Source organism: Candidatus Pantoea gossypiicola (assembly GCF_008632075.1).
In the GTDB taxonomy this organism is placed as follows: domain Bacteria; phylum Pseudomonadota; class Gammaproteobacteria; order Enterobacterales; family Enterobacteriaceae; genus Pantoea; species Pantoea gossypiicola.
In genome coordinates, this window is the sequence record NZ_VWVM01000008.1 from 110,651 (window position 1) to 129,454 (window position 18,804).

General features: G+C 56.5%; 17 protein-coding genes and 1 riboswitch. Of the genes, 6 read left to right on the forward strand and 11 right to left on the reverse strand.

The features are described 5' to 3' along the window. Nucleotides 1-11 precede the first annotated feature (11 nt). Nucleotides 12-593: an NAD(P)H-dependent oxidoreductase gene (locus F3I20_RS12360; protein WP_150014764.1), complete on the forward strand. Its 582-nt coding sequence runs from the start codon at nucleotides 12-14 to the stop codon at nucleotides 591-593. Between the two features lie 48 nt (nucleotides 594-641). Next, nucleotides 642-950 carry a putative quinol monooxygenase gene (locus F3I20_RS12365; RefSeq protein WP_150014766.1) on the forward strand — a complete coding sequence of 103 codons (309 nt, stop codon included), beginning with the start codon at nucleotides 642-644 and terminating at the stop codon, nucleotides 948-950. A gap of 379 nt (nucleotides 951-1,329) precedes the next feature. Here F3I20_RS12365 and F3I20_RS12370 read toward each other — a convergent pair whose 3' ends face one another. The 6 genes from F3I20_RS12370 to nudF form a co-directional block, all read right to left on the reverse strand. Next, on the reverse strand, nucleotides 1,330-2,229 hold the full coding sequence (locus F3I20_RS12370; protein WP_150014768.1) for a LysR substrate-binding domain-containing protein: 900 nt from the start codon (nucleotides 2,227-2,229) through the stop codon (nucleotides 1,330-1,332). Nucleotides 2,230-2,322: 93 nt separating this feature from the next. Beyond that, nucleotides 2,323-4,218 carry a DNA topoisomerase IV subunit B gene (parE, locus tag F3I20_RS12375; RefSeq protein ID WP_150037707.1) on the reverse strand — a complete coding sequence of 632 codons (1,896 nt, stop codon included), beginning with the start codon at nucleotides 4,216-4,218 and terminating at the stop codon, nucleotides 2,323-2,325. A 49-nt stretch (nucleotides 4,219-4,267) separates the two neighbouring features. Next, a complete protein-coding gene (gene yqiA, locus F3I20_RS12380; RefSeq protein ID WP_150037706.1) occupies nucleotides 4,268-4,849 on the reverse strand; it encodes an esterase YqiA in 582 nt (193 codons plus the stop codon). Nucleotides 4,850-4,852: 3 nt separating this feature from the next. Then, nucleotides 4,853-5,680 (reverse strand): 3',5'-cyclic-AMP phosphodiesterase, encoded by an 828-nt coding sequence (gene cpdA / locus F3I20_RS12385; RefSeq protein WP_150014772.1) that lies wholly within the window; start codon nucleotides 5,678-5,680, stop codon nucleotides 4,853-4,855. A gap of 42 nt (nucleotides 5,681-5,722) precedes the next feature. Beyond that, a complete protein-coding gene (locus F3I20_RS12390; protein WP_008925735.1) occupies nucleotides 5,723-6,148 on the reverse strand; it encodes a DUF1249 family protein in 426 nt (141 codons plus the stop codon). After that, complete coding sequence (nudF, locus tag F3I20_RS12395) at nucleotides 6,145-6,780, reverse strand: ADP-ribose diphosphatase (RefSeq protein WP_033734725.1); 636 nt, start codon at nucleotides 6,778-6,780, stop codon at nucleotides 6,145-6,147. Before nudF ends, F3I20_RS12390 begins: the two co-directional genes overlap by 4 nt. 213 nt (nucleotides 6,781-6,993) lie before the next feature. Between nudF and tolC the strand changes: the two genes are divergently transcribed. The 3 genes from tolC (at nucleotide 6,994) to F3I20_RS12410 (ending at nucleotide 10,442) form a co-directional block, all read left to right on the forward strand. Then, the gene (gene tolC, locus F3I20_RS12400; RefSeq protein WP_150014774.1) at nucleotides 6,994-8,460 is read left to right on the forward strand and encodes an outer membrane channel protein TolC; all 1,467 of its coding nucleotides are present in this window, start codon (nucleotides 6,994-6,996) and stop codon (nucleotides 8,458-8,460) included. Between the two features lie 142 nt (nucleotides 8,461-8,602). After that, nucleotides 8,603-9,274, forward strand: a complete 672-nt coding sequence (locus F3I20_RS12405; protein ID WP_150014776.1) for a DUF1190 family protein — start codon at nucleotides 8,603-8,605, stop codon at nucleotides 9,272-9,274. A 7-nt stretch (nucleotides 9,275-9,281) separates the two neighbouring features. Next, nucleotides 9,282-10,442: a glutathionylspermidine synthase family protein gene (locus tag F3I20_RS12410; protein WP_150014778.1), complete on the forward strand. Its 1,161-nt coding sequence runs from the start codon at nucleotides 9,282-9,284 to the stop codon at nucleotides 10,440-10,442. Between the two features lie 52 nt (nucleotides 10,443-10,494). Here F3I20_RS12410 and ygiD read toward each other — a convergent pair whose 3' ends face one another. Beyond that, entirely contained in the window at nucleotides 10,495-11,280 is a 786-nt protein-coding gene (ygiD, locus tag F3I20_RS12415) for a 4,5-DOPA-extradiol-dioxygenase (RefSeq protein WP_150037705.1), read from the reverse strand. A 234-nt stretch (nucleotides 11,281-11,514) separates the two neighbouring features. Further along, nucleotides 11,515-12,171 carry a 3,4-dihydroxy-2-butanone-4-phosphate synthase gene (gene ribB, locus F3I20_RS12420; protein ID WP_150014782.1) on the reverse strand — a complete coding sequence of 219 codons (657 nt, stop codon included), beginning with the start codon at nucleotides 12,169-12,171 and terminating at the stop codon, nucleotides 11,515-11,517. Between the two features lie 110 nt (nucleotides 12,172-12,281). After that, a riboswitch (FMN riboswitch) is annotated at nucleotides 12,282-12,439 on the reverse strand. Between the two features lie 171 nt (nucleotides 12,440-12,610). Between ribB and ubiK the strand changes: the two genes are divergently transcribed. After that, on the forward strand, nucleotides 12,611-13,000 hold the full coding sequence (ubiK, locus tag F3I20_RS12425; RefSeq protein WP_150014784.1) for a ubiquinone biosynthesis accessory factor UbiK: 390 nt from the start codon (nucleotides 12,611-12,613) through the stop codon (nucleotides 12,998-13,000). A gap of 37 nt (nucleotides 13,001-13,037) precedes the next feature. Here ubiK and hldE read toward each other — a convergent pair whose 3' ends face one another. From hldE to F3I20_RS12440, 3 genes are all read right to left on the reverse strand, one after another. Beyond that, nucleotides 13,038-14,462 (reverse strand): bifunctional D-glycero-beta-D-manno-heptose-7-phosphate kinase/D-glycero-beta-D-manno-heptose 1-phosphate adenylyltransferase HldE, encoded by a 1,425-nt coding sequence (gene hldE, locus F3I20_RS12430; protein WP_150014786.1) that lies wholly within the window; start codon nucleotides 14,460-14,462, stop codon nucleotides 13,038-13,040. A 70-nt stretch (nucleotides 14,463-14,532) separates the two neighbouring features. Continuing rightward, the gene (glnE, locus tag F3I20_RS12435; RefSeq protein ID WP_150037704.1) at nucleotides 14,533-17,385 is read right to left on the reverse strand and encodes a bifunctional [glutamate--ammonia ligase]-adenylyl-L-tyrosine phosphorylase/[glutamate--ammonia-ligase] adenylyltransferase; all 2,853 of its coding nucleotides are present in this window, start codon (nucleotides 17,383-17,385) and stop codon (nucleotides 14,533-14,535) included. A gap of 33 nt (nucleotides 17,386-17,418) precedes the next feature. Then, nucleotides 17,419-18,729, reverse strand: coding sequence for a CYTH domain-containing protein (locus tag F3I20_RS12440; RefSeq protein WP_150037703.1), 1,311 nt, complete (start codon nucleotides 18,727-18,729; stop codon nucleotides 17,419-17,421). Nucleotides 18,730-18,804: the final 75 nt, after the last annotated feature.

Here is an 18,804-nt window from a genome sequence, read left to right on the forward strand (position 1 = left end):
GCAACCTATTCATGAGCAAGATTTTAATTATCGATGGCGGCAAAACGTTTGCCCACTCTAAAGGCGAACTGAACCACACCCTGACCGATGTTGCGGCCAGCCAGCTGCGTGACATGGGACATGAGGTGTCAGTCACCGTGGCTGACAGCGATTACGTGATCGCCGATGAAGTGCAGAAATATGTCGACAGCGATGTGGTGATTTATCAGATGCCAGGCTGGTGGATGGGCGAACCCTGGACCGTGAAGCGTTACATCGATGAAGTCTTTACCGAAGGCCACGGTTCACTCTACGCCAGCGATGGTCGTACCCGCTCCGATGCCGCGAAAAAGTATGGTTCCGGCGGTCTGCTGCAGGGCAAAAAATATATGCTGTCGCTGACCTGGAATGCGCCGCTCCAGGCCTTTACCGACCCGGAACAGTTCTTTGAAGGCGTCGGCGTCGATGGTCTCTATCTGCACTTCCACAAGGCTAACCAGTTCCTGGGAATGGAAGCGCTGCCGACCTTTATCTGCAACGACGTGATTAAAGCACCGGACGTGCCACGCGATATTGCCGCTTATCGGACCCATCTTAGCCGCGTTTTTGCGTAAGATGATTGGGGGCTATCCCCTATTTTCCCACGAAAGAGGAATTCGCGAATGTTAACAGTCGTTGCTGAAATTTGTGTTAAACCCGGTCGCCGTCAGGCTGTGCTGGATGCAGTGAAAAAGCTGATCCCGCAGGTCTTAGAAGAAGATGGCTGCCATCAGTATGACGCGCTGCTTGATCATCAGGCGCAGGTGCCATGGAAGCAAAACTCGCCAGACTCTATTTTCATGCTGGAGCAGTGGGAAACGCTGCGCCATCTGGAGCAGCATCAGCAGATGCCGCACATGGATGCGCATCGCGCCATCATTAAAGATGATGTGGTGGATGTGAAGATTCTGGTGCTGGAGCCGAGTACCTGATTATTGCTGAAGCCTTAACGCCGGTTGTGTCGCTGGGGTTAAGGCTGGTGATAAATTCCGGACTGAGTCGCTGTGAGATCGAGCCGGCACAGGGATCAGGGTCAGATCGGAAAAACGCAAAAGCTGTCATCCATGACATGCTCGGCCCGCGCGATTACGCACCTCATCCCTGAGGTGCGCCCGTTACCGGGCCAACGCGTTGCGTTGTTCAAAAACGCTCCCGGCGTTTTTGTCCCAGGCCGCGGGACGTTTTCCTCCTCTGACCCTGGTCCCTGCGCGCTGAGCTAATGCATTGCTGCCAGACGTGCCCGAGTGCGAAATTTTCACCCATCTTAACCTCCGCTCTGCAATAGCGATTTTTTCTTTCTGACAGCCCGGTTCAGAGCATCTGACGCCGATCAATCTCGGTGCGGAGAAAATCGAGAAAGCAGCCGATACGCGAAGAGAGCGTGGTGTTACGGTAATAGACCGCATGCACCGGCAGGCGCAGATCGCGGGTTTCCGTGGTTAACACCTGCACCAGCCGGCCAGCGGCGCAATCTTCCCGACTGACAAAGTCGGAGAGCCGTGCGATACCCTGTCCTGCCAGCGCCAGCTGCCGGATGGTTTCACCGCTGGAAGCCGAGAGTGTTGGCTTGACGCGCATAAAATCACCATCGGGCTGCCAGATCGGCCAGACGTTGAGGGTGTCAGGATAGCTGAAGCCGATTGTCTGATGCTGCGCGAGGTCGGCAACGCTCTGTGGCGTGCCGGCTTTCGCCAGATAGGCCGGGCTTGCCATCAGCCGGATAGCACTACTGCCAAGCAGCCGGGCACGCAGCGTGGAGTCACGCAGTTCGCCAATACGAATGGCAACGTCGGTCTGCTGCTCCAGCAGATCGATCATGATATCGTCGGTATTCAGTTCGAGCTGGATTAGCGGATAACGGGCGCGAAAATCTTCAACCAGCGGCACAATCACATGCAGCATAAAGGGCGTGGCGGCATTTACCCGCAGCCGTCCTGACGGTATCTCACGTCGCAGTGCAATCTGCTCTTCCGCCTGCTCAACCGAGGCCAGGATCTGGCGCGCATGCTCCAGAAAAACCTGCCCCTCTTCGGTCAGCGCCAGCCGTCGGGTAGTCCGATGCAACAGCGTGGTCTGCAGCTTGCTCTCCAGCCGCGACAGCGCCCGGCTGATGCCCGAACTGGTCTGCGCCAGCTGGGATGCCGCCGCAGTAATGGAACCGCTGTCCACCACCGCCACCCAGGCGCGTAGCTCTTCCAGGGTAATTTTCACAATGGTTACTGTCTCTGCTCTGAATCTGCCGGGTTCTCTGAGGATGTTCAGGCTGAAGCACAAAGAGAACAGGACGCTTTCGCGTCCTGTTTTTTATACTTCAATATCGGCCATATCGCCTTTTTCCTGCAACCAGTTACGCCGGTCTTCGGAACGTTTTTTCGCCAGCAGCATATCCATCATGCGCAGCGTCTGGTCTACATCCTCTTCACTGATCGTCAGCTGTACCAGGCGACGGGTATTCGGATCCAGCGTCGTTTCGCGCAGCTGTAACGGGTTCATCTCACCCAGCCCTTTAAAGCGCTGAACGTTCGGTTTGCCCTTCTTGCGTTTCAGCTGTTCCAGCACGCCCTCTTTCTCATCTTCGTCCAGCGCGTAGTAGACCTCTTTACCGAGATCGATACGATAGAGCGGCGGCATGGCAACGTATACGTGGCCATTTCTGACCAGTGAGCGGAAATGTTTCACGAACAGCGCACAGAGCAGCGTGGCAATGTGCAGACCATCGGAGTCCGCATCCGCCAGAATGCAGATTTTACCGTAGCGCAGCTGCGACAGATCCTCGCTGTCAGGATCGATGCCGATCGCCACGGAAATATCATGCACTTCCTGCGACGCCAGCACCTCATCGGAAGAGACTTCCCAGGTGTTCAGGATCTTGCCTTTCAGCGGCATGATCGCCTGATATTCACGATCGCGCGCCTGCTTGGCCGATCCACCCGCCGAGTCCCCTTCGACCAGGAACAGTTCTGTTTTATTCAGATCCTGCGCGGTGCAGTCCGCCAGTTTGCCCGGCAGCGCCGGTCCGCTGGTGAGCTTTTTACGCACCACTTTTTTGGCTGCCCGCATACGACGCTGGGCGCTGGAGATTGCCAGCTCAGCCAGCATTTCCGCCGTCTGAATATTCTGGTTCAGCCACAGGCTGAAGGCATCTTTTACAACGCCAGAGACAAAGGCAGCGCACTGACGTGAGGAGAGACGCTCTTTGGTCTGCCCGGCAAACTGCGGATCCTGCATCTTGACCGACAACACATAGGCACAGCGATCCCAGATATCTTCCGCAGAGAGTTTTACACCACGTGGCAGGATATTGCGGTATTCGCAGAACTCGCGCATGGCATCCAGCAGCCCCTGACGCAGGCCGTTGACGTGCGTTCCGCCCTGCATGGTCGGGATCAGGTTAACGTAGCTTTCCGTTAACAGCTCACCGCCTTCCGGCAGCCACAATAGCGCCCAGTCCACCGCTTCCACATCACCGGCAAAGCTGCCGACAAACGGTTTTTCCGGCAGCGTCGGCAGGCCATTCACCGCTTCACACAGGTAGTCGGTCAGGCCATCTTCGTAGCACCAGCGCTGCTCGGTATTATTCAGCTTGTCTTTGAAGACAATCTCAACACCCGGGCAGAGCACCGCTTTGGCTTTCAGCAGATGGGAAAGACGCGATACCGAGAAACGCGGACTGTCGAAGAAGCTTTCATCGGGCCAGAAATGGACGCGCGTGCCGGTGTTACGTTTCGCCACCGTGCCGGTGACGGTAAGATCCTGCACTTTGTCGCCATTTTCAAACGCCATGTCATAGATTTCGCCATTACGGCGCACCGTGACTTCGACACGTTTTGACAGGGCGTTAACGACCGAAATACCGACGCCGTGCAGGCCGCCCGAGAACTGATAGTTTTTGTTGGAGAACTTGCCGCCCGCATGCAGACGACACAGGATCAGCTCGACGGCTGGCACGCCCTCTTCCGGATGGATATCCACCGGCATGCCGCGGCCATCATCAATAACTTCCAGCGACTGGTCAGGGTGCAGAATCACTTCAACCCGCTTCGCATGGCCGCCCAGCGCCTCATCGACGCTGTTATCAATCACTTCCTGACCCAAATGGTTGGGCCGCGTCGTATCGGTGTACATGCCGGGACGACGGCGAACAGGCTCAAGGCCAGTCAGGACCTCAATGGCATCCGCGTTATAGTTAGATTGACTCATCGTAAATGTCTGATTAGAAGGGTGAAATGGGGTGCGATTTCCGCATTACTCAGGGATGATTCAGACCGAGAAAGTCCAGAATCTGCGGGAAATGGCGCTCGAATCCAGTAAATGTATGATTTCCGCCCTCTTCTACCGTATGACGGCACGCGCTGTAATAGTCGAGCGCCTGACGGTAATCGAGAACTTCATCGCCGGTCTGTTGCAGCAGCCAGAGTAAATCGGGCGCTTCCAGCGGTTCAATCTGCATTACTTTGAGATCGTAAATGTGGCGTGACTCTAACACATATTGCTGGCCGGTGTAGGGATTCTGATTGTCGCCCAGGAAATCCGCCAGCAGTTCAAAAGGTCGCACCGCAGGATTGACAACCACGGCGGGCAGCATAAAGCATTGCGACAGCCAGGTGGCGTAATAACCGCCCAGCGAAGAGCCCACCAGCCCCAGCGTTTCGCCACTGCGGCTCAGCACCAGATCTTCCAGCATGGCCGCGGCATCGGCCGGAAAAGTCGGCAACTGAGGCACGAGCATCTCGATCCCGGGGTGCTGCGCCTCTAACCATTGCCGGAACTGCGTTGCCTTCGCCGACTGCGGCGAGCTGTTAAAACCGTGCAGATAAAGCAATGCCGCCACGCGTCAGTATCCTTCTGAGTCTAAATCGGGACGAAAAGCGTCGGTGTCGAGCCGGTTGACCTCGGTCTCAAGGCCGCCATCCGGATGCAGGGTAAACCAGCGCCAGCCAGGTGCCACGGTGTCAATCGTAAAGCTGGTGCAGTGCGGTTTGAACTGGACGCAGGTTGACGGCGTCGCCAGTACGCGACGGCCATGCCACTCCAGATCCAGCTCCTGATGAATATGACCACAAACCAGCGTCCGGGCTAACGGGTAGCGCTGTAACACTGCATCGAGCTGATGGGAATTGCGCAGGCTGTGCTGATCGAGCCAGGTACAGCCCGAGGCCAGCGGATGGTGATGCAGCAGGATCAGCGTATGGCGTTGCGGAAAGCGAGCCAGCGCGTTGTCGAGCCACTCCAGCTGATAATCGCTCAGCATCCCATGTGGGACACCGTAGACCTGGCTGTCGAGCAACACAATCTGCCACTGCTCGCCCATCAGCACCTGTTTGTGGGCATTGATGTGCGCTGCCGCCAGCGTGTCGACCATCGCGGGCTGAAAATCGTGATTACCAGGCAGCCAGACACAGGGTCGCGGTAAACGTGAAATACCCTCAGCAAAATGCTGATAGGCTTCAACAGAGTGATCCTGGGCGAGATCGCCGGTGGCGATGATCAGGTCATAGTCGCGCTGTTGCGCAATAATCGCATCCAGCACCGCGTCATAGCTCGACCAGGTGTTCACCCCCAGCAGTGATTCATGTTTTCCCGCGAACAGGTGGGTATCCGTGATTTGCAAAATCCTGATTTCGGAACTGTTCGCTGCAGGAAGAGTTAGCAGGCTATCCAAAGCGTTTCCTTCGTCTCCACGCCATTTACTGCATTATACGCATCAGCAGACCGGAACTGCCATTGCGCCATGCGCCAGGCAGTAGCGCAGCCAGTCTGCAAGAAACTGGTTTATCTGATGCTTTTCATCGCGCTGATGCAATTTTTTATTAGGATAATCATAGCGCGCTTTGAAGCGATAGATCTGTTGAGTTGAACACACTTCGGCGACCATCGCATCGTGATAGAGCCGGACCGACATTGAAGGCAGGCTCCAGTAACTCACGGCAGGCGCGACCTGGCGGATCTCCACCAGCGTGGTGTAGCGCGTCGACTCCTGAATCGTCAACTGATAACGGGCACCACTCACCTGATAAATCACCGATTCGCCCGCCTCATCGTTGCGCGGCAGCAGGCGGCGTAACTGGGCGAAGTTGGTTTCGCAGAGCCGCATCATTTCGGGAAAGTCAGGGGTATAGCGCTGTTTCATTTTTGTATCCACTCTTCGCGTAGTTTTTCATGGTGCAACGCCAGCCATTGCAGGGCGATGACAGACGCCGCATTGTCAATTATCCCCTCTTCCACCCAGCGATAAGCCTGTTCGCGGCTCACCACATGCACAAGAATATCCTCATTCTCTTCCTCCAGACCATGGCATCCCTCTGCCTGGCTGGCATCCACTTCCCCAATCAGCACCGACAGACGTTCGCTGGTGCCACCAGGGCTGGCCAGATAGCTAAGCACAGGCTTAACCCGACCAACGTCTAATCCTGCTTCTTCAACGGCTTCACGGCGCGCGACCTGCTCAACCGATTCGCCGGGTTCGATAATGCCGGCGACCATCTCCAGCAGCCAGGGTGAAGCACTGCTGTCATAAGCCGGGATGCGGATCTGTTCAATCAGCACCACTTCATCGCGTAAGGGATCATAAGGTAGCAGCACGGCGGCATGTCCGCGCTCAAAAACTTCACGCTGCACTTCCCCACTCATTTCGCCATTAAACTGGCGGTGGCGGAAGCGGTAACGTTCGACGGAAAAAAAACCATCATAGACGGTTTCGCGTGCAATAATTTCTACATCGTTTTTTGTGAAAGTCACAGGGGATTTTTTTTCTTCCGGCATCATCAGGTTCCTTGTGCAGATTGGGGTGGAGCGAAAAAACCGTGTAACTGTGCTCCATGTAAGTAGTTCTTTCTGAATTATTTACGTAAATTAGGGGGAGAAGGCACGTTCAGCCAACTTATCTCACAGTTGCCCTCTGCTAGAATCGGCGATAATTTTTTGGCTTACCCGGCAGCGCACCCACTGCAATTTGCTGCAACAAAAGGAATGCAAATGAAAAAACTGCTCCCATTTTTTATTGGGCTGAGCCTGGGCGGTTTCAGCTTCGCCAGCCAGGCCGAAGACCTGCTTCAGGTTTACCAGCAAGCGCGTCTGAGCAACCCGGATCTGCGCAGCGCCGCTGCCGATCGCGATTCTGCTTTTGAGAAAATCAACGAAGCGCGCAGCCCATTATTACCCCAGCTCGGCCTGGGTGCAGACTACACCTACAACAGCGGGTATCGCGACAATAGCGGACTTCATTCCAACACGACCAGTGGCTCGCTGCAATTAACCCAGACTATTTTCGACATGTCGAAATGGCGTGCGCTGACCCTGCAGGAAAAAGCGGCCGGTATTCAGGATGTCACCTATCAGGTCGCACAGCAGGATCTGATTCTGAACACCGCCACAGCCTACTTCAATGTGCTGAAAGCGATTGATACGCTTTCTTACACCGAAGCGCAGAAACAGTCGATCTATCGCGAGCTGGATCAGACCACCCAGCGCTTTAACGTTGGCCTGGTTGCCATCACTGACGTACAGAACGCCCGCGCCCAGTATGACAGCGTGCTGGCCAACGAAGTCACCGCGCGTAACAACCTTGATAATAACGTAGAAACGCTGCGTCAGATTACCGGCATGGATTACATGTCGCTGGCTTCGCTGAGCATTGATCGTTTCAGAACCGATAAGCCTGAACCGGTCAGTGCGCTGCTTAAACAGGCGGAAGCCCGCAACCTGTCGCTGCTCTCCGCACGTCTGAACCAGGATTTAGCCCGTGAGCAGATCCGCCAGATGGAAGCGGGTCATATGCCTACTCTTGGTCTGACTGCCTCTACCGGCCTGTCAAACAGCAAGTATGGCGGCAGCCGTGCGAACCAGAGCGCAGGCTCTACCGACTCTATCACCGGTTCAAATCAGGTTGGCCTGAGCTTCTCTCTGCCACTCTATAGCGGCGGCAGCGTCACCTCTCAGGTGAAGCAGGCGCAGTACAGCTTCGTCAGCGCCAGCGAACAGCTGGAAAGCGCACATCGCTCAGCGGTTCAGACCGTGCGTTCATCGTTTAACAACGTGAATGCGTCTATCAGCAGCATCAACGCCTACAAACAGGCCGTCGTTTCTGCGCAAAGCTCTCTCGATGCGTCAGAAGCCGGTTATCAGGTGGGTACACGTACTATCGTCGATGTGCTCGATGCGACTACCGTGCTCTACAACGCGAAGCAGCAACTCTCTGATGCACGCTATAGCTACCTGATTAACCAGCTGAATATCAGCTATGCGCTGGGTACGCTCAATGAGCAGAGCCTGCAGAAACTGAACAGCCAGCTGGGTAAAGAGATCCCGACGTCACCGGAAACCGTGGCACCGGAAAATGCCCAGCAGACCGCACGTGTGGATAGCGGTCCGGTGGCAACCGGCTCTTCTGAGGCAGCGCGTCCTGCGGCTCGCCACAGCAGCGGTAATCCATTCGGTAATTAATCAGCAGGCGGGCTGCTTTGCGGCCCGCCTCTCTGTTGAACGTATAACTAAGTAAAGATCCCTGTTGCATCAGGCCTCCAGCTTCAATTTTACCCCCCCATCCCCTATTCTATGCGCTACCTTTGGGCACAGGATAATCATAATGAAACGCACAAAATCTATTCGCTATGCCGCTTTTCGTAAGAGCTGGCAGGCACGCCATTTAACGCCCGTAGCTATCGCCGTTTCGGCGGTATTTATGCTGGCTGGCTGTGAACAGAACGATGAAACGGTTTCGATGTACCAGAACGCCGATGACTGTTCGAAAGCCAATCCGGGCCAGAGTGCGCAATGTACCACCGCATTCAATGAGGCCAAAAAAGAGGCGGAACGCACCGCGCCAAAATATGCCACCCGTGAAGATTGTGTCGCTGAATTCGGCGAAAACCAGTGTCAGCAGACACCGGCTCAGGCAGGCGTGGGCACCACCAATGCGGAATCACAGCAGAGCGGCGGCAGCTTCTGGATGCCGCTGATGGCGGGTTACATGATGGGCCGCATGATGGGCGGTGGCGCAGGTTTCGCACAGCAACCGCTCTTCTCGTCGAAAAACCCGCGCAGTCCGGCCAATGGTCAGTTTGTTGATGCATCAGGCCGTAACTATGGCGCAGCGACCTCTGGCAAAACCATGACCGTGCCGAAAACGGCGCTGGCACCAAAACCGGCGACCACATCGACCATTACCCGTGGTGGCTTCGGTGAAACCGTCGCGAAGCAGAACAGCATGCAGCGCAGCAGCGCCACCGGCACCTCCAGCCGCTCAATGGGAGGCTAACGCCCCGATGGAACGCATTGCCATTTCAGAGCGCCCGGGCTGGCGCGAAAAAGCCACCGAGTTCGGTTTTCGATTTCACACCATGCATGGCGAGCCCTACTGGTGTGAGGATGCTTATTACCAGTTCACGCTGGCGCAAATCGAGCATCTGGAAGAGGTTACCGCTGAGTTGCATCAGATGTGCCTGCAGGTGGTGGAAAAAGTGGTCAACAGCGAAGCGCTGCTGACTAAATTCCGCATCCCTAAGCACACCTGGGATTTCGTGCGCGATTCCTGGCATCAGCGTCAGCCATCGCTTTACTCTCGTCTGGATCTCGCCTGGGATGGCAAGGGTGATGTAAAGCTGCTGGAGAACAATGCTGATACGCCGACCTCGCTGTATGAAGCGGCATTTTTCCAGTGGCTCTGGCTGGAAGACCAGCTTAACGCCGGTCAGCTCCCCGCTGGCAGCGATCAGTTTAATAGCCTGCAGGAAAAGCTGATTGAACGCTTTGCCGCATTGCATCAGCAGCACGGCTTTAACTGGCTGCACTTCGCCTGCTGCCGCGACACCGACGAAGATCGTGGCACCGTGCAGTATCTTCAGGATTGCGCCACCGAAGCGGGCCTGCCGAGTGAATTTCTCTATATTGATGAGATTGGCCTGGGCGAAAAAGGTGAATTCACCGACGCCCATGATCAGGTGATTAGTAACCTGTTCAAGCTCTATCCATGGGAGTTCATGCTGCGTGAAATGTTTTCAACCAAGCTGGGCGATGCTGGCGTGCGCTGGCTGGAACCGGCATGGAAAAGCATCATCTCGAACAAAGCTCTGCTGCCGCTGCTGTGGGAGATGTTCCCGAATCACCCTAACCTGCTGCCCGCCTGGTTCGCGGAAGATGACGTTCCGCACATGGACAAATATGTGGTGAAGCCGCTGTTTTCACGTGAAGGCGCTAACATCCGGATCGTAGAGAATGGTCAGGAGATTGCCCGCGTTGATGGGCCGTACGGCGAAGAGGGAATGATCGTCCAGCAGTTCCATCCGCTGCCAAAATTTGGCGACAGTTATACGCTGATTGGTAGCTGGCTGATTGACGATCAACCAGCCGGGATCGGCCTGCGTGAAGATCGCGACCTGATCACTCAGGATCTTTCCCGTTTCTATCCGCACGCCTTTATCGGTTAACGGACGCGATAATAACAGGCCAGCTTCTGGCCTGTTTTCTCTCAGCTCCGCCCTAACCCACCTGAACCGATAACATGCTGATGGCACCCATCTCCATGCCATCAACCGGAATAGTGATGGCCTCATCTGGCTGACGTGCGCCAAGCACATAGAGCAGCGGCAGATAGTGCTCAGGCGTCGGGTTAGAGAGCGCCGCGCCAGGATGCTCCATAAAGTTGACCAGCGGATGAGAAGCCGCATCGCTCTGTACCGCCAGGTTATCGCGGACGTACTGTTCAAAACTGCTGGCCCACGGATAGACTTCACTGTTGCCATCCCAGCGCACTTTACGCAGGTTATGCACCACGTTGCCGCTGGCGACAATCATTACGCCCTGATCGCGCAGTGCTGAAAGTTTCTGGCCCATCTCAAAGTGCCATGCCGCAGGTTTAGTGCCATCAATGCTGAGCTGTACCACTGGAATATCGGCATCCGGGTACATCTTAATCAGGACGCCCCAGGATCCATGGTCCAGTCCCCAATCCTGATCCAGCTTCACCTCAACGGGCGCTAACTGCTCTGCCAGCTGCCGAGCCAGTTCAGGCGATCCCGGTGCCGGGTAGCGCGTATCAAATAACGCCTGTGGGAAGCCACCAAAATCATGAATCGTCTTCGGCTGTGCCATTGCCGTCACGGCGGTGCCACGCGTATACCAGTGCGCCGAAACCGCAATAATGGCGCGTGGACGTGGCAGCGTGTCGCCTGCGTGACGCCATGCGGCGGTATAGCGGTTCTCTTCAAGGGCATTCATCGGGCTGCCATGGCCTAAAAACAGGGCTGGCATGCGTAACTGGCTCATTCGTACTCTCCGGCATCCGGTTGTTTAATAGCCACTACGATACGCGCATTCGCCAGGTTAGCACGCGGATAAGTATGATGATCATCACCAGGAAATTTGAATGAAATTCGACATGGCAGATGGCACAGGCATTCAGCAGAGAGAAGTGAGGAAAAGCGAGAGTTGAGCCCGCGTCATGGGGGTGAGACATAAATGAAACAGGCCCTGATCGGGGCCTGTTTATTGCAGCAGAGATTAGCTGGCGTGGCGCGTTTCGTGTTCGCGACGCCAGGCGATCAGATCTTCGATGGTGACTACCGGCATGTTGTGCTGACGCGCAAACGTAATCGCTTCAGGCGCATGAGCCATTGTGCCGTCGTCGTTGGTGAGTTCACACAGCACACCGGCAGGCTTGAAGCCGGCCAGAGTGACTAAATCGATAGTCGCTTCAGTATGTCCGCCACGGGTCAATACACCCCCTTCGCTGGCACGCAACGGGAAGACATGACCTGGGCGATGCAGATCGGCAGGTTTAGCATCATCGGCAATGGCCGCGCGAATGGTAGTGATGCGATCCTGCGCGGAGACGCCGGTAGTGACGCCTTCAGCCGCTTCAATAGTCACGGTGAAGCCGGTGCCAAAGGAGCTGGTGTTGTTTTCCACCATCATGGGAAGGTCAAGCTGCTGGCGACGCGCTTCGGTCAGGCAGAGGCAGACAATGCCGCTGCCGTGACGAATAGTCAGCGCCATCTGTTCAACGGTCATGGTTTCTGCGGCGAAAATCATATCGCCTTCGTTTTCACGATTTTCATCGTCGAGTACCATCACACCGCGTCCCTCACGCAGGGCAGCGATAGCACGTTCTACACGCTGTTCAGGCGTGCCAAATTCAGAAAGTAGCGTCTGATTCATGGTAATAAAAACCTTAAAATGTATGGGTTACCAGAATCAGGGCGTGCTTAGGAGTGACGTCAAAAAGACGTGGCAATAACGTGATGCAGACACAATTGTCCGACAGATGTCGTTACCCTCTCCCATCCGGACTGTAACCGTCGGCCCCGGAATTACACCGGATCTGCTGACCTTTACCTCTCTTTTCATTAAGGTAAAGCGCTCGCGGGCTTTCAGCCGAAGCTGATTTACCGCCGGTGGGGAATTGCGCCCCGCCCTGAGAATAAGCCTTTCAACTATAACGCCGATCGTTTGAGGCGGCAATCATCAATAGCGCAATTGCTTTTGCATTTACTGCGTTACCGATTTGAGGTTTATCCTTTTCATTTCTGGCATTACACTTAACACTTATTACGTTGGTAAACACGCTGACACAGCTCCCCGTAACCAGGAAATCATCATGATCGACACGAAAAAAATTGAACAACTTGCCCGTCAGGTTCACGAAGCGATGCCTAAAGGTGTTCGTGAGTTTGGTGATGATGTCGAAAAGAAAATTCGTCAGGTCCTTCAGGCGCAGCTGACCCGGATGGATCTGGTCAACCGTGAAGAGTTTGATGTGCAGACGCAGGTATTACTGCGTACGCGGGAGAAACTGGCGGCGCTGGAGCAGCGTCTGGCCCAGCTGGAAAGTCAGGGTTCATCAGCGGGTACGCCTCCGACGGCAACCGCACCGACAACACCTGTTGCAGCGGCTACACCATCCGCTGCAGTAGCCACCTCACCCGCCGTTTCACCGCCACCGGTTGCTGATGTCGTGAAACCTGTTCCGGACAACAAGTCAGAATAAGCGTTAAGCGGGAGCCAGACTCCCGCTTACTTTCTGCTTAGCTGCCGCGAATGGTTTTGATGATGTTGGTGGTGGAGATACCATCTTCGAAGTTCAGCACCTGCACGTCGCCGCCATTTGCCCAGACTTCTTTGCTACCCGCAATATCTTCCGGCTTATAATCGCCGCCTTTGACCAGCAGGTCTGGCAGAATGCCCGCAATCAGCCGCTGCGGCGTATCCTCTTCAAAGACGACCACCCAGTCGACCGCTTCCAGCGCACCCAGCACGATCATGCGGTTTTCCTGCGGATTGACCGGACGGCTCTCCCCTTTCAGACGCTTAGTGGACGCATCGCTGTTAACCGCGACAATCAGCCGATCGCCGAGTTTGCGGGCGTTCGCCAGGTAAGAGACATGTCCGGCGTGCAGAATATCGAACACGCCGTTAGTCATCACCACTTTTTCGCCACGACGGCGGGCCATCTCAACGGCGGCTTTTAACTGCGCTTCCGTCATGATGCCAAAACCCTGTTCCGGGCGGGCATGAATCGCATTTTCCAGCTCAACGGTGCTGACGGTCGAGGTACCGAGTTTACCCACCACGACGCCCGCCGCCGCGTTAGCCAGGAAACAGGCTTCTTCCAGCGAGTCGCCCGCAGCCAGTGCTGCTGCCAGCACGCCAATCACCGTGTCACCGGCACCGGTCACGTCATAGACCTCCTGCGCCTGAGTCGGCAGATGCAGCGGCGCTTTGCCTGGCTGCAGCAGCGTCATGCCATTTTCTGAACGGGTCACCAGCAGTGCGGAGAGGTCAAAATCCGCGATCAGTTGCGTGCCGCGCGCCACGATCTCCTCTTCGTTTTTGCATTTGCCGACCACGGCTTCAAATTCGGAGAGATTCGGCGTCAGCAGCGTTGCGCCACGGTAGCGCGCAAAATCGGTGCCTTTTGGATCGATCAAGACCGGCACGCCCGCTTCGCGCGCAAGGGTAATCATGGTCTGCACGCTGGAGAGCGCGCCTTTGGCATAATCGGACAGCACCAGCGCACCCGCAGCAGCCAGTGACTCACGCATCTTCTGATGAATCGGCTCCGGATCGACCTGTTCAAAGCCCTCTTCAAAGTCGAGGCGGATCAGCTGCTGATTGCGGGAAAGCACGCGCAGTTTGGTAATGGTCGGATGGCTTTTGACCGCCACGAAGTCACAATGAACGTTGACGTCTTTCAGCGTGTTACTTAACACGCGCGCCGCATCATCTTCACCGGTCAGGCCGATTAGCCGGGACGCGGCACCGAGTGCTGCAATGTTCATCGCCACGTTTGCCGCGCCGCCAGGGCGCTCTTCAACCGTGTCCACTTTCACCACCGGAACCGGGGCTTCAGGGGAGATACGGCTGGTTGGGCCATACCAGTAACGATCCAACATTACATCGCCAACAACCAGCACTGCGGCTTGGCCGAACGCGGGCAGAGTCACTTTCATTCCAGACACTCCAGACTGCATTAAAAATAGTGCGCGGATGATAGCACAGTTGCGATTTATGCTATCAGCATCACGCCAGGATAGACGCAGGCGTTATCAGCCAGCGCTGCCAGCTGTTCAGAACCGTCTGCCGCTCCGCTGTGTAAGCCTCTGGCTCAACGTGGCCCGGCAGCGCCTGCAGGGCGCGATGATGCAGAGCGTCGCGCAGCGTGACATAAGCCTGCGTCAGCGCCTGCGCTTCATCGGCGGGCATTTTATGGTACTTCGCCATCAGCTCAAAAATGCGCACATTGTCAGACCAGCGTGTCAGTTCGGGCTGCTCAGCGGCGTAGCGTAAGACAAGATATTGGGCGATGAATTCAATATCGGTGATGCCGCCCGCATCGGCTTTGATATCCCAGCGACCTTTATGCTTGTTGCTGAGGTGAACACGCATCTTTTCACGCATCTCACGCACTTCGGTTTGCAGCACATCTGCAGGACGTGGCAGCGACAGAATCGTTTGACGAATCGCGTTGAAACGATCACCCAGCGCTGCTTCGCCAAATACCACGCGCGCCCGGACCAGCGCCTGATGCTCCCAGGTCCAGGCCTCACTGCGCTGATACTCTTCAAACGCGTCAAAAGTACTGACCAGCATGCCCGCCGCACCGGAAGGACGCAGCCGCGCATCTACTTCGTAGAGAATGCCGGAGGCGGTACGGGTACTGAAGAGATGCATAATGCGCTGAGCAAGACGCAGATAGAACTGACGACCATCAATGCTACGCTCCCCTTCTGTCATGGCGTCTGCCGGACAGTCATGCAGGAAGACTAAATCGAGGTCAGAACTATACCCCAGCTCCCAGCCACCCAGCTTGCCGTAACCCAGTACGGCAAAACCGCGTTCATGTTCATTGCTCAGGTGAGAGGGACGACCATAGCGCTGCACCATCATGTTCCACGCCTGACGCACCACAGAGTCGATGATTGCTTCAGCCAGCCAGGTGAGATGATCGCTGACTTTCATCACCGGCAGTGTGCCCGCGATATCAGCGGCGGCAATACGCAGATGCTGCGCCTGCTTAAACTGCCGCACCGCTTCCAGCTGCTGCTCCTCATCCTCAGTGGGTATGCGCAGCAGATACTGTCGCAGCTCATCGCGATAAGCGTCGGTGGCGGTTGGCTGATAGAGCGTGGCGGGATCGAGAAGTTCATCCAGCAACAGGGGGTGACGCGCCAGCTGGCTGGCTACCATTGGTGAGGCCGCGCACAGGCGAATCAGGTGACGCAGGGCACCGTGATATTCGGTCAGCAGCTCCAGATAGGTGCTGCGGGTCAGCACGCCGAGCAGCAGCGGCGTCAGACGGCTCAGCGTCACCGCCGCATCTTCACGCGGGCAGACTTCGCTCAGCAGACGCGGCATCAGTTGATCCAACGCCTGACGGCCACGTGGGCCGATGGTACGCCGGCTGATGTCCTGACGAAACGCCTCCAGCTTCTGATGCAGCCTAAGCCGATGATCGTCACTGAGCTGCGGCACCAGCGGTGCCAGCTCGTTATCCTCCAGCTGGTCCTGCCACAGCACCTGAAACTCCCCCAGCTCACGCTGATCGCCAATCTCAGGCGTATCTTCCCCAATCAGCTCGTCAAAGATTGTCCGTACCGCTGCCATCTGAGCATCGAGTTGGGTCATCAGCGCAGGCCAGTCGATACAATTCATCGCCCACGCCAGCCGGACACGATGCAGCTCATCTTCTGGCAGCGTCTGGGTCTGCTCGTCGCCCAGGCTTTGCAGCAGATTCTCCAGCCGCCGCAGGAACAGATAGGCATCACGCAGCGCATCCACCTGCTCAGTTGGCAGCAGGGCCAGTATTTTTATTGCCTCCAGCGTCGGCAGCAGGGCACGTAACTGAAGCGAGCGCTCACGCCCGCCGCGAATCAGCTGGAACACCTGTACGATAAACTCAGTTTCACGGATACCGCCCGCGCCCAGTTTGATATTGTTTTTCAGCCCGCGACGCCGTACCTCGCGGCTGATCATCCCTTTCATGTTACGCAGCGACTGGATTACGCTGAAATCGATGTAACGCCGGTAAACGAAGGGCCGCAGCATCTGCTGCAGCTCCAGGCTCCAACGGTCGTGGTCATCGCCCATCAGTCGCGCCTTGACCATAGCGTAACGCTCCCAGTCGCGTCCCTGCTCCTGGTAGTAATCCTCCAGCGCAGCGAAGCTCATCACCAGCGGACCGCTGTCGCCAAACGGCCGCAGCCGCATATCCACACGATAGACAAAGCCATCCATGGTGGGTTGATCCAGTACTTTGATCAGCCGCTGGCCCATACGGGTAAAGAACTGAGCATTGTCGAGCTCACGCCGTCCGCCGCGCGTGGTGCCGTTTTCCGGCCAGGCGAAAATAAGGTCGATGTCAGACGAGAAATTGAGTTCGCCGCCGCCCAGCTTGCCCATGCCCAGAATCAGCAGCGGCTGCGCGTCGCCGTCGGCATTACAGGGCGTACCAAAATCACGGCAGCAATCCTGATATACCCAGTCACGCGCCCTGCTGATCAGCACTTCAGCTAAGACGCTGAGCTGTTGCAGGCTCTGTTCGGTCGTGGCGTGTTGCAGCGCCTGCATCCAGGCAATACGCACCAGCATACGGCGGCGAAACAGCCGCAGTTCGCGCATCAGGCTCGCTTCACTGTCGATGCTGCTGAGCACCTCATTTAGCCACACAGCGTAGTGCTGCCACTCATCAGGCTGCGGCGGCTGATCGAGCATCGTCTGCCACCAGTCGGGATGCTGTTGCAGGTTTTCCAGCACAAAGTCGCTGAAAGCCAGCCCGGCGGCCTGCTCCGGGCTGAGCGAAGCCAGTGGAACGCCAAGCTGTCGGGCGGCCTCTTCAGCCTGATCGCGTAGCAACGCGGGAAGTGCTGCCAACATAACTCCCTCCTTGATGGCGGTACGAATTACTCGTTAGCGGCCAGCGCCGCTGGTGAGCCAGAATGGCTGCTGTTTCAGAGCCTGCGACGTCAGCCAGGCTAAGCCGGATGACTGCTTTTCATAAATCGCCGACAGCAGTTGCTGCCACGGTTCCAGCCAGCTCATCACCGTTTCTGCAGGATAGGATCCGGCCAGCAGATGCACCGTGAGCAGCTGACGCGCCAGACGCGTGGCTTTGTCCTGATATTCGTTGGGCTGCCTGACCGTGACGAACGTCTCTCTCAGGTCAGCATTGACGCGGCTCAGCATGATGTCGCTGAAGCGCTTAAATGAACCCTGCAGCTTGGCCTCCCCTTTGGCATCGATCCACTGACGCCACTGAGACTCAGCCAGCCAGTGGGTCAGCGCAAGCTGCGTTTTAACCGAGAGAGAAGATAAGCAGAACGTCGCCGCCACCTGCTCTTCGTTCACCAGCGTCTCTTCCAGCGTAGTCAGTTGCTGGCGCAGGGCGCTGCTGGCTTTGCGTGGTACCAGCGCACCAAACAGGCTGAACGCCTGGCGCAGCAGATCCAGCGCTTCGCGCACCGCATCCTGCGCCGCCGCGTTGCCTCGCAGCCAGACTTCTTCATGATATTGCCAGTGACGCAAGCCAGCCGACATCGCAGCGACCATGCCCTGCTCTATCGTCGCTTTAGCGCCAGCTTTCAGCAGCGGGAAAGCCTCAATCTGGCGTGGCGGATTACCCTGCGCCAGTTGATAACCGCGAGCGGCTTTGCTCAGGCTGCCCATACGCAGGCCACCCAGCGCCGCCAGCTGCTGCGCAAAAGCCAGCAGATCCTGGCGTTCGCCGCGCTTCAGCTCGAGTTCTATCTCGCAAAGCGGTTCGCTGAGATCACCCGCCGTAACCTCGCCCTGATCAAACGCCACTTCAATTTCACTGTTGCCCGTCGTGACGAGCCAGATTTCACGCTGGAAATGGGTGGTGAATAACGGCTGTAATCGCTGTTGCAGCACCGCGACATCGGTGCCCTGCGGCCAGATGTCTGCAGGAAGGCGAGCAATATCCAGCACCGGCTCGCTGAGTTCAACGTTGTATTCCGGACGCTGATGCAGCCCGCCAAGCGTCTGGCCCGCCGCTTTCAGTGTCATTTCATACCGCTGATCGACGCCACGGATACGCAATCCCATGTCCCAGCGCCGAAGCTGGTTGTCGTCGGTTTCGAAGTAGATGTTGGTCAGCTCGCGAGCAGCCTGATGCTGATGCGGCAGAGTGGAGAGCAGTTCAGCCAGTTTCCCGGCCGCCTGTGGAGTTGCAATGAACTTTAGTTCGATTTCGATGGTCATAATTTTTTATTCACTACGCCGCTGGCACTTAAGAGGGGTTTTCCTGCATATTTCAGGCGATTATCAGCAGGTTAC

Excerpts from the sequence above, each read along its gene's own strand:
- F3I20_RS12405 (WP_150014776.1), top strand. The coding sequence starts at position 8,603 with ATGAAACGCACAAAATCTATTCGCTATGCCGCTTTTCGTAAGAGCTGG.
- parE (WP_150037707.1), bottom strand. The coding sequence starts at position 4,218 with ATGAGTCAATCTAACTATAACGCGGATGCCATTGAGGTCCTGACTGGC.
- F3I20_RS12360 (WP_150014764.1), top strand. The coding sequence starts at position 12 with ATGAGCAAGATTTTAATTATCGATGGCGGCAAAACGTTTGCCCACTCT.
- glnE (WP_150037704.1), bottom strand. The coding sequence starts at position 17,385 with ATGTTGGCAGCACTTCCCGCGTTGCTACGCGATCAGGCTGAAGAGGCC.
- F3I20_RS12440 (WP_150037703.1), bottom strand. The coding sequence starts at position 18,729 with ATGACCATCGAAATCGAACTAAAGTTCATTGCAACTCCACAGGCGGCC.
- ubiK (WP_150014784.1), top strand. The coding sequence starts at position 12,611 with ATGATCGACACGAAAAAAATTGAACAACTTGCCCGTCAGGTTCACGAA.
- F3I20_RS12365 (WP_150014766.1), top strand. The coding sequence starts at position 642 with ATGTTAACAGTCGTTGCTGAAATTTGTGTTAAACCCGGTCGCCGTCAG.
- ygiD (WP_150037705.1), bottom strand. The coding sequence starts at position 11,280 with ATGAGCCAGTTACGCATGCCAGCCCTGTTTTTAGGCCATGGCAGCCCG.
- tolC (WP_150014774.1), top strand. The coding sequence starts at position 6,994 with ATGAAAAAACTGCTCCCATTTTTTATTGGGCTGAGCCTGGGCGGTTTC.
- hldE (WP_150014786.1), bottom strand. The coding sequence starts at position 14,462 with ATGAAAGTGACTCTGCCCGCGTTCGGCCAAGCCGCAGTGCTGGTTGTT.
- nudF (WP_033734725.1), bottom strand. The coding sequence starts at position 6,780 with ATGCCGGAAGAAAAAAAATCCCCTGTGACTTTCACAAAAAACGATGTA.
- F3I20_RS12390 (WP_008925735.1), bottom strand. The coding sequence starts at position 6,148 with ATGAAACAGCGCTATACCCCTGACTTTCCCGAAATGATGCGGCTCTGC.
- F3I20_RS12410 (WP_150014778.1), top strand. The coding sequence starts at position 9,282 with ATGGAACGCATTGCCATTTCAGAGCGCCCGGGCTGGCGCGAAAAAGCC.
- ribB (WP_150014782.1), bottom strand. The coding sequence starts at position 12,171 with ATGAATCAGACGCTACTTTCTGAATTTGGCACGCCTGAACAGCGTGTA.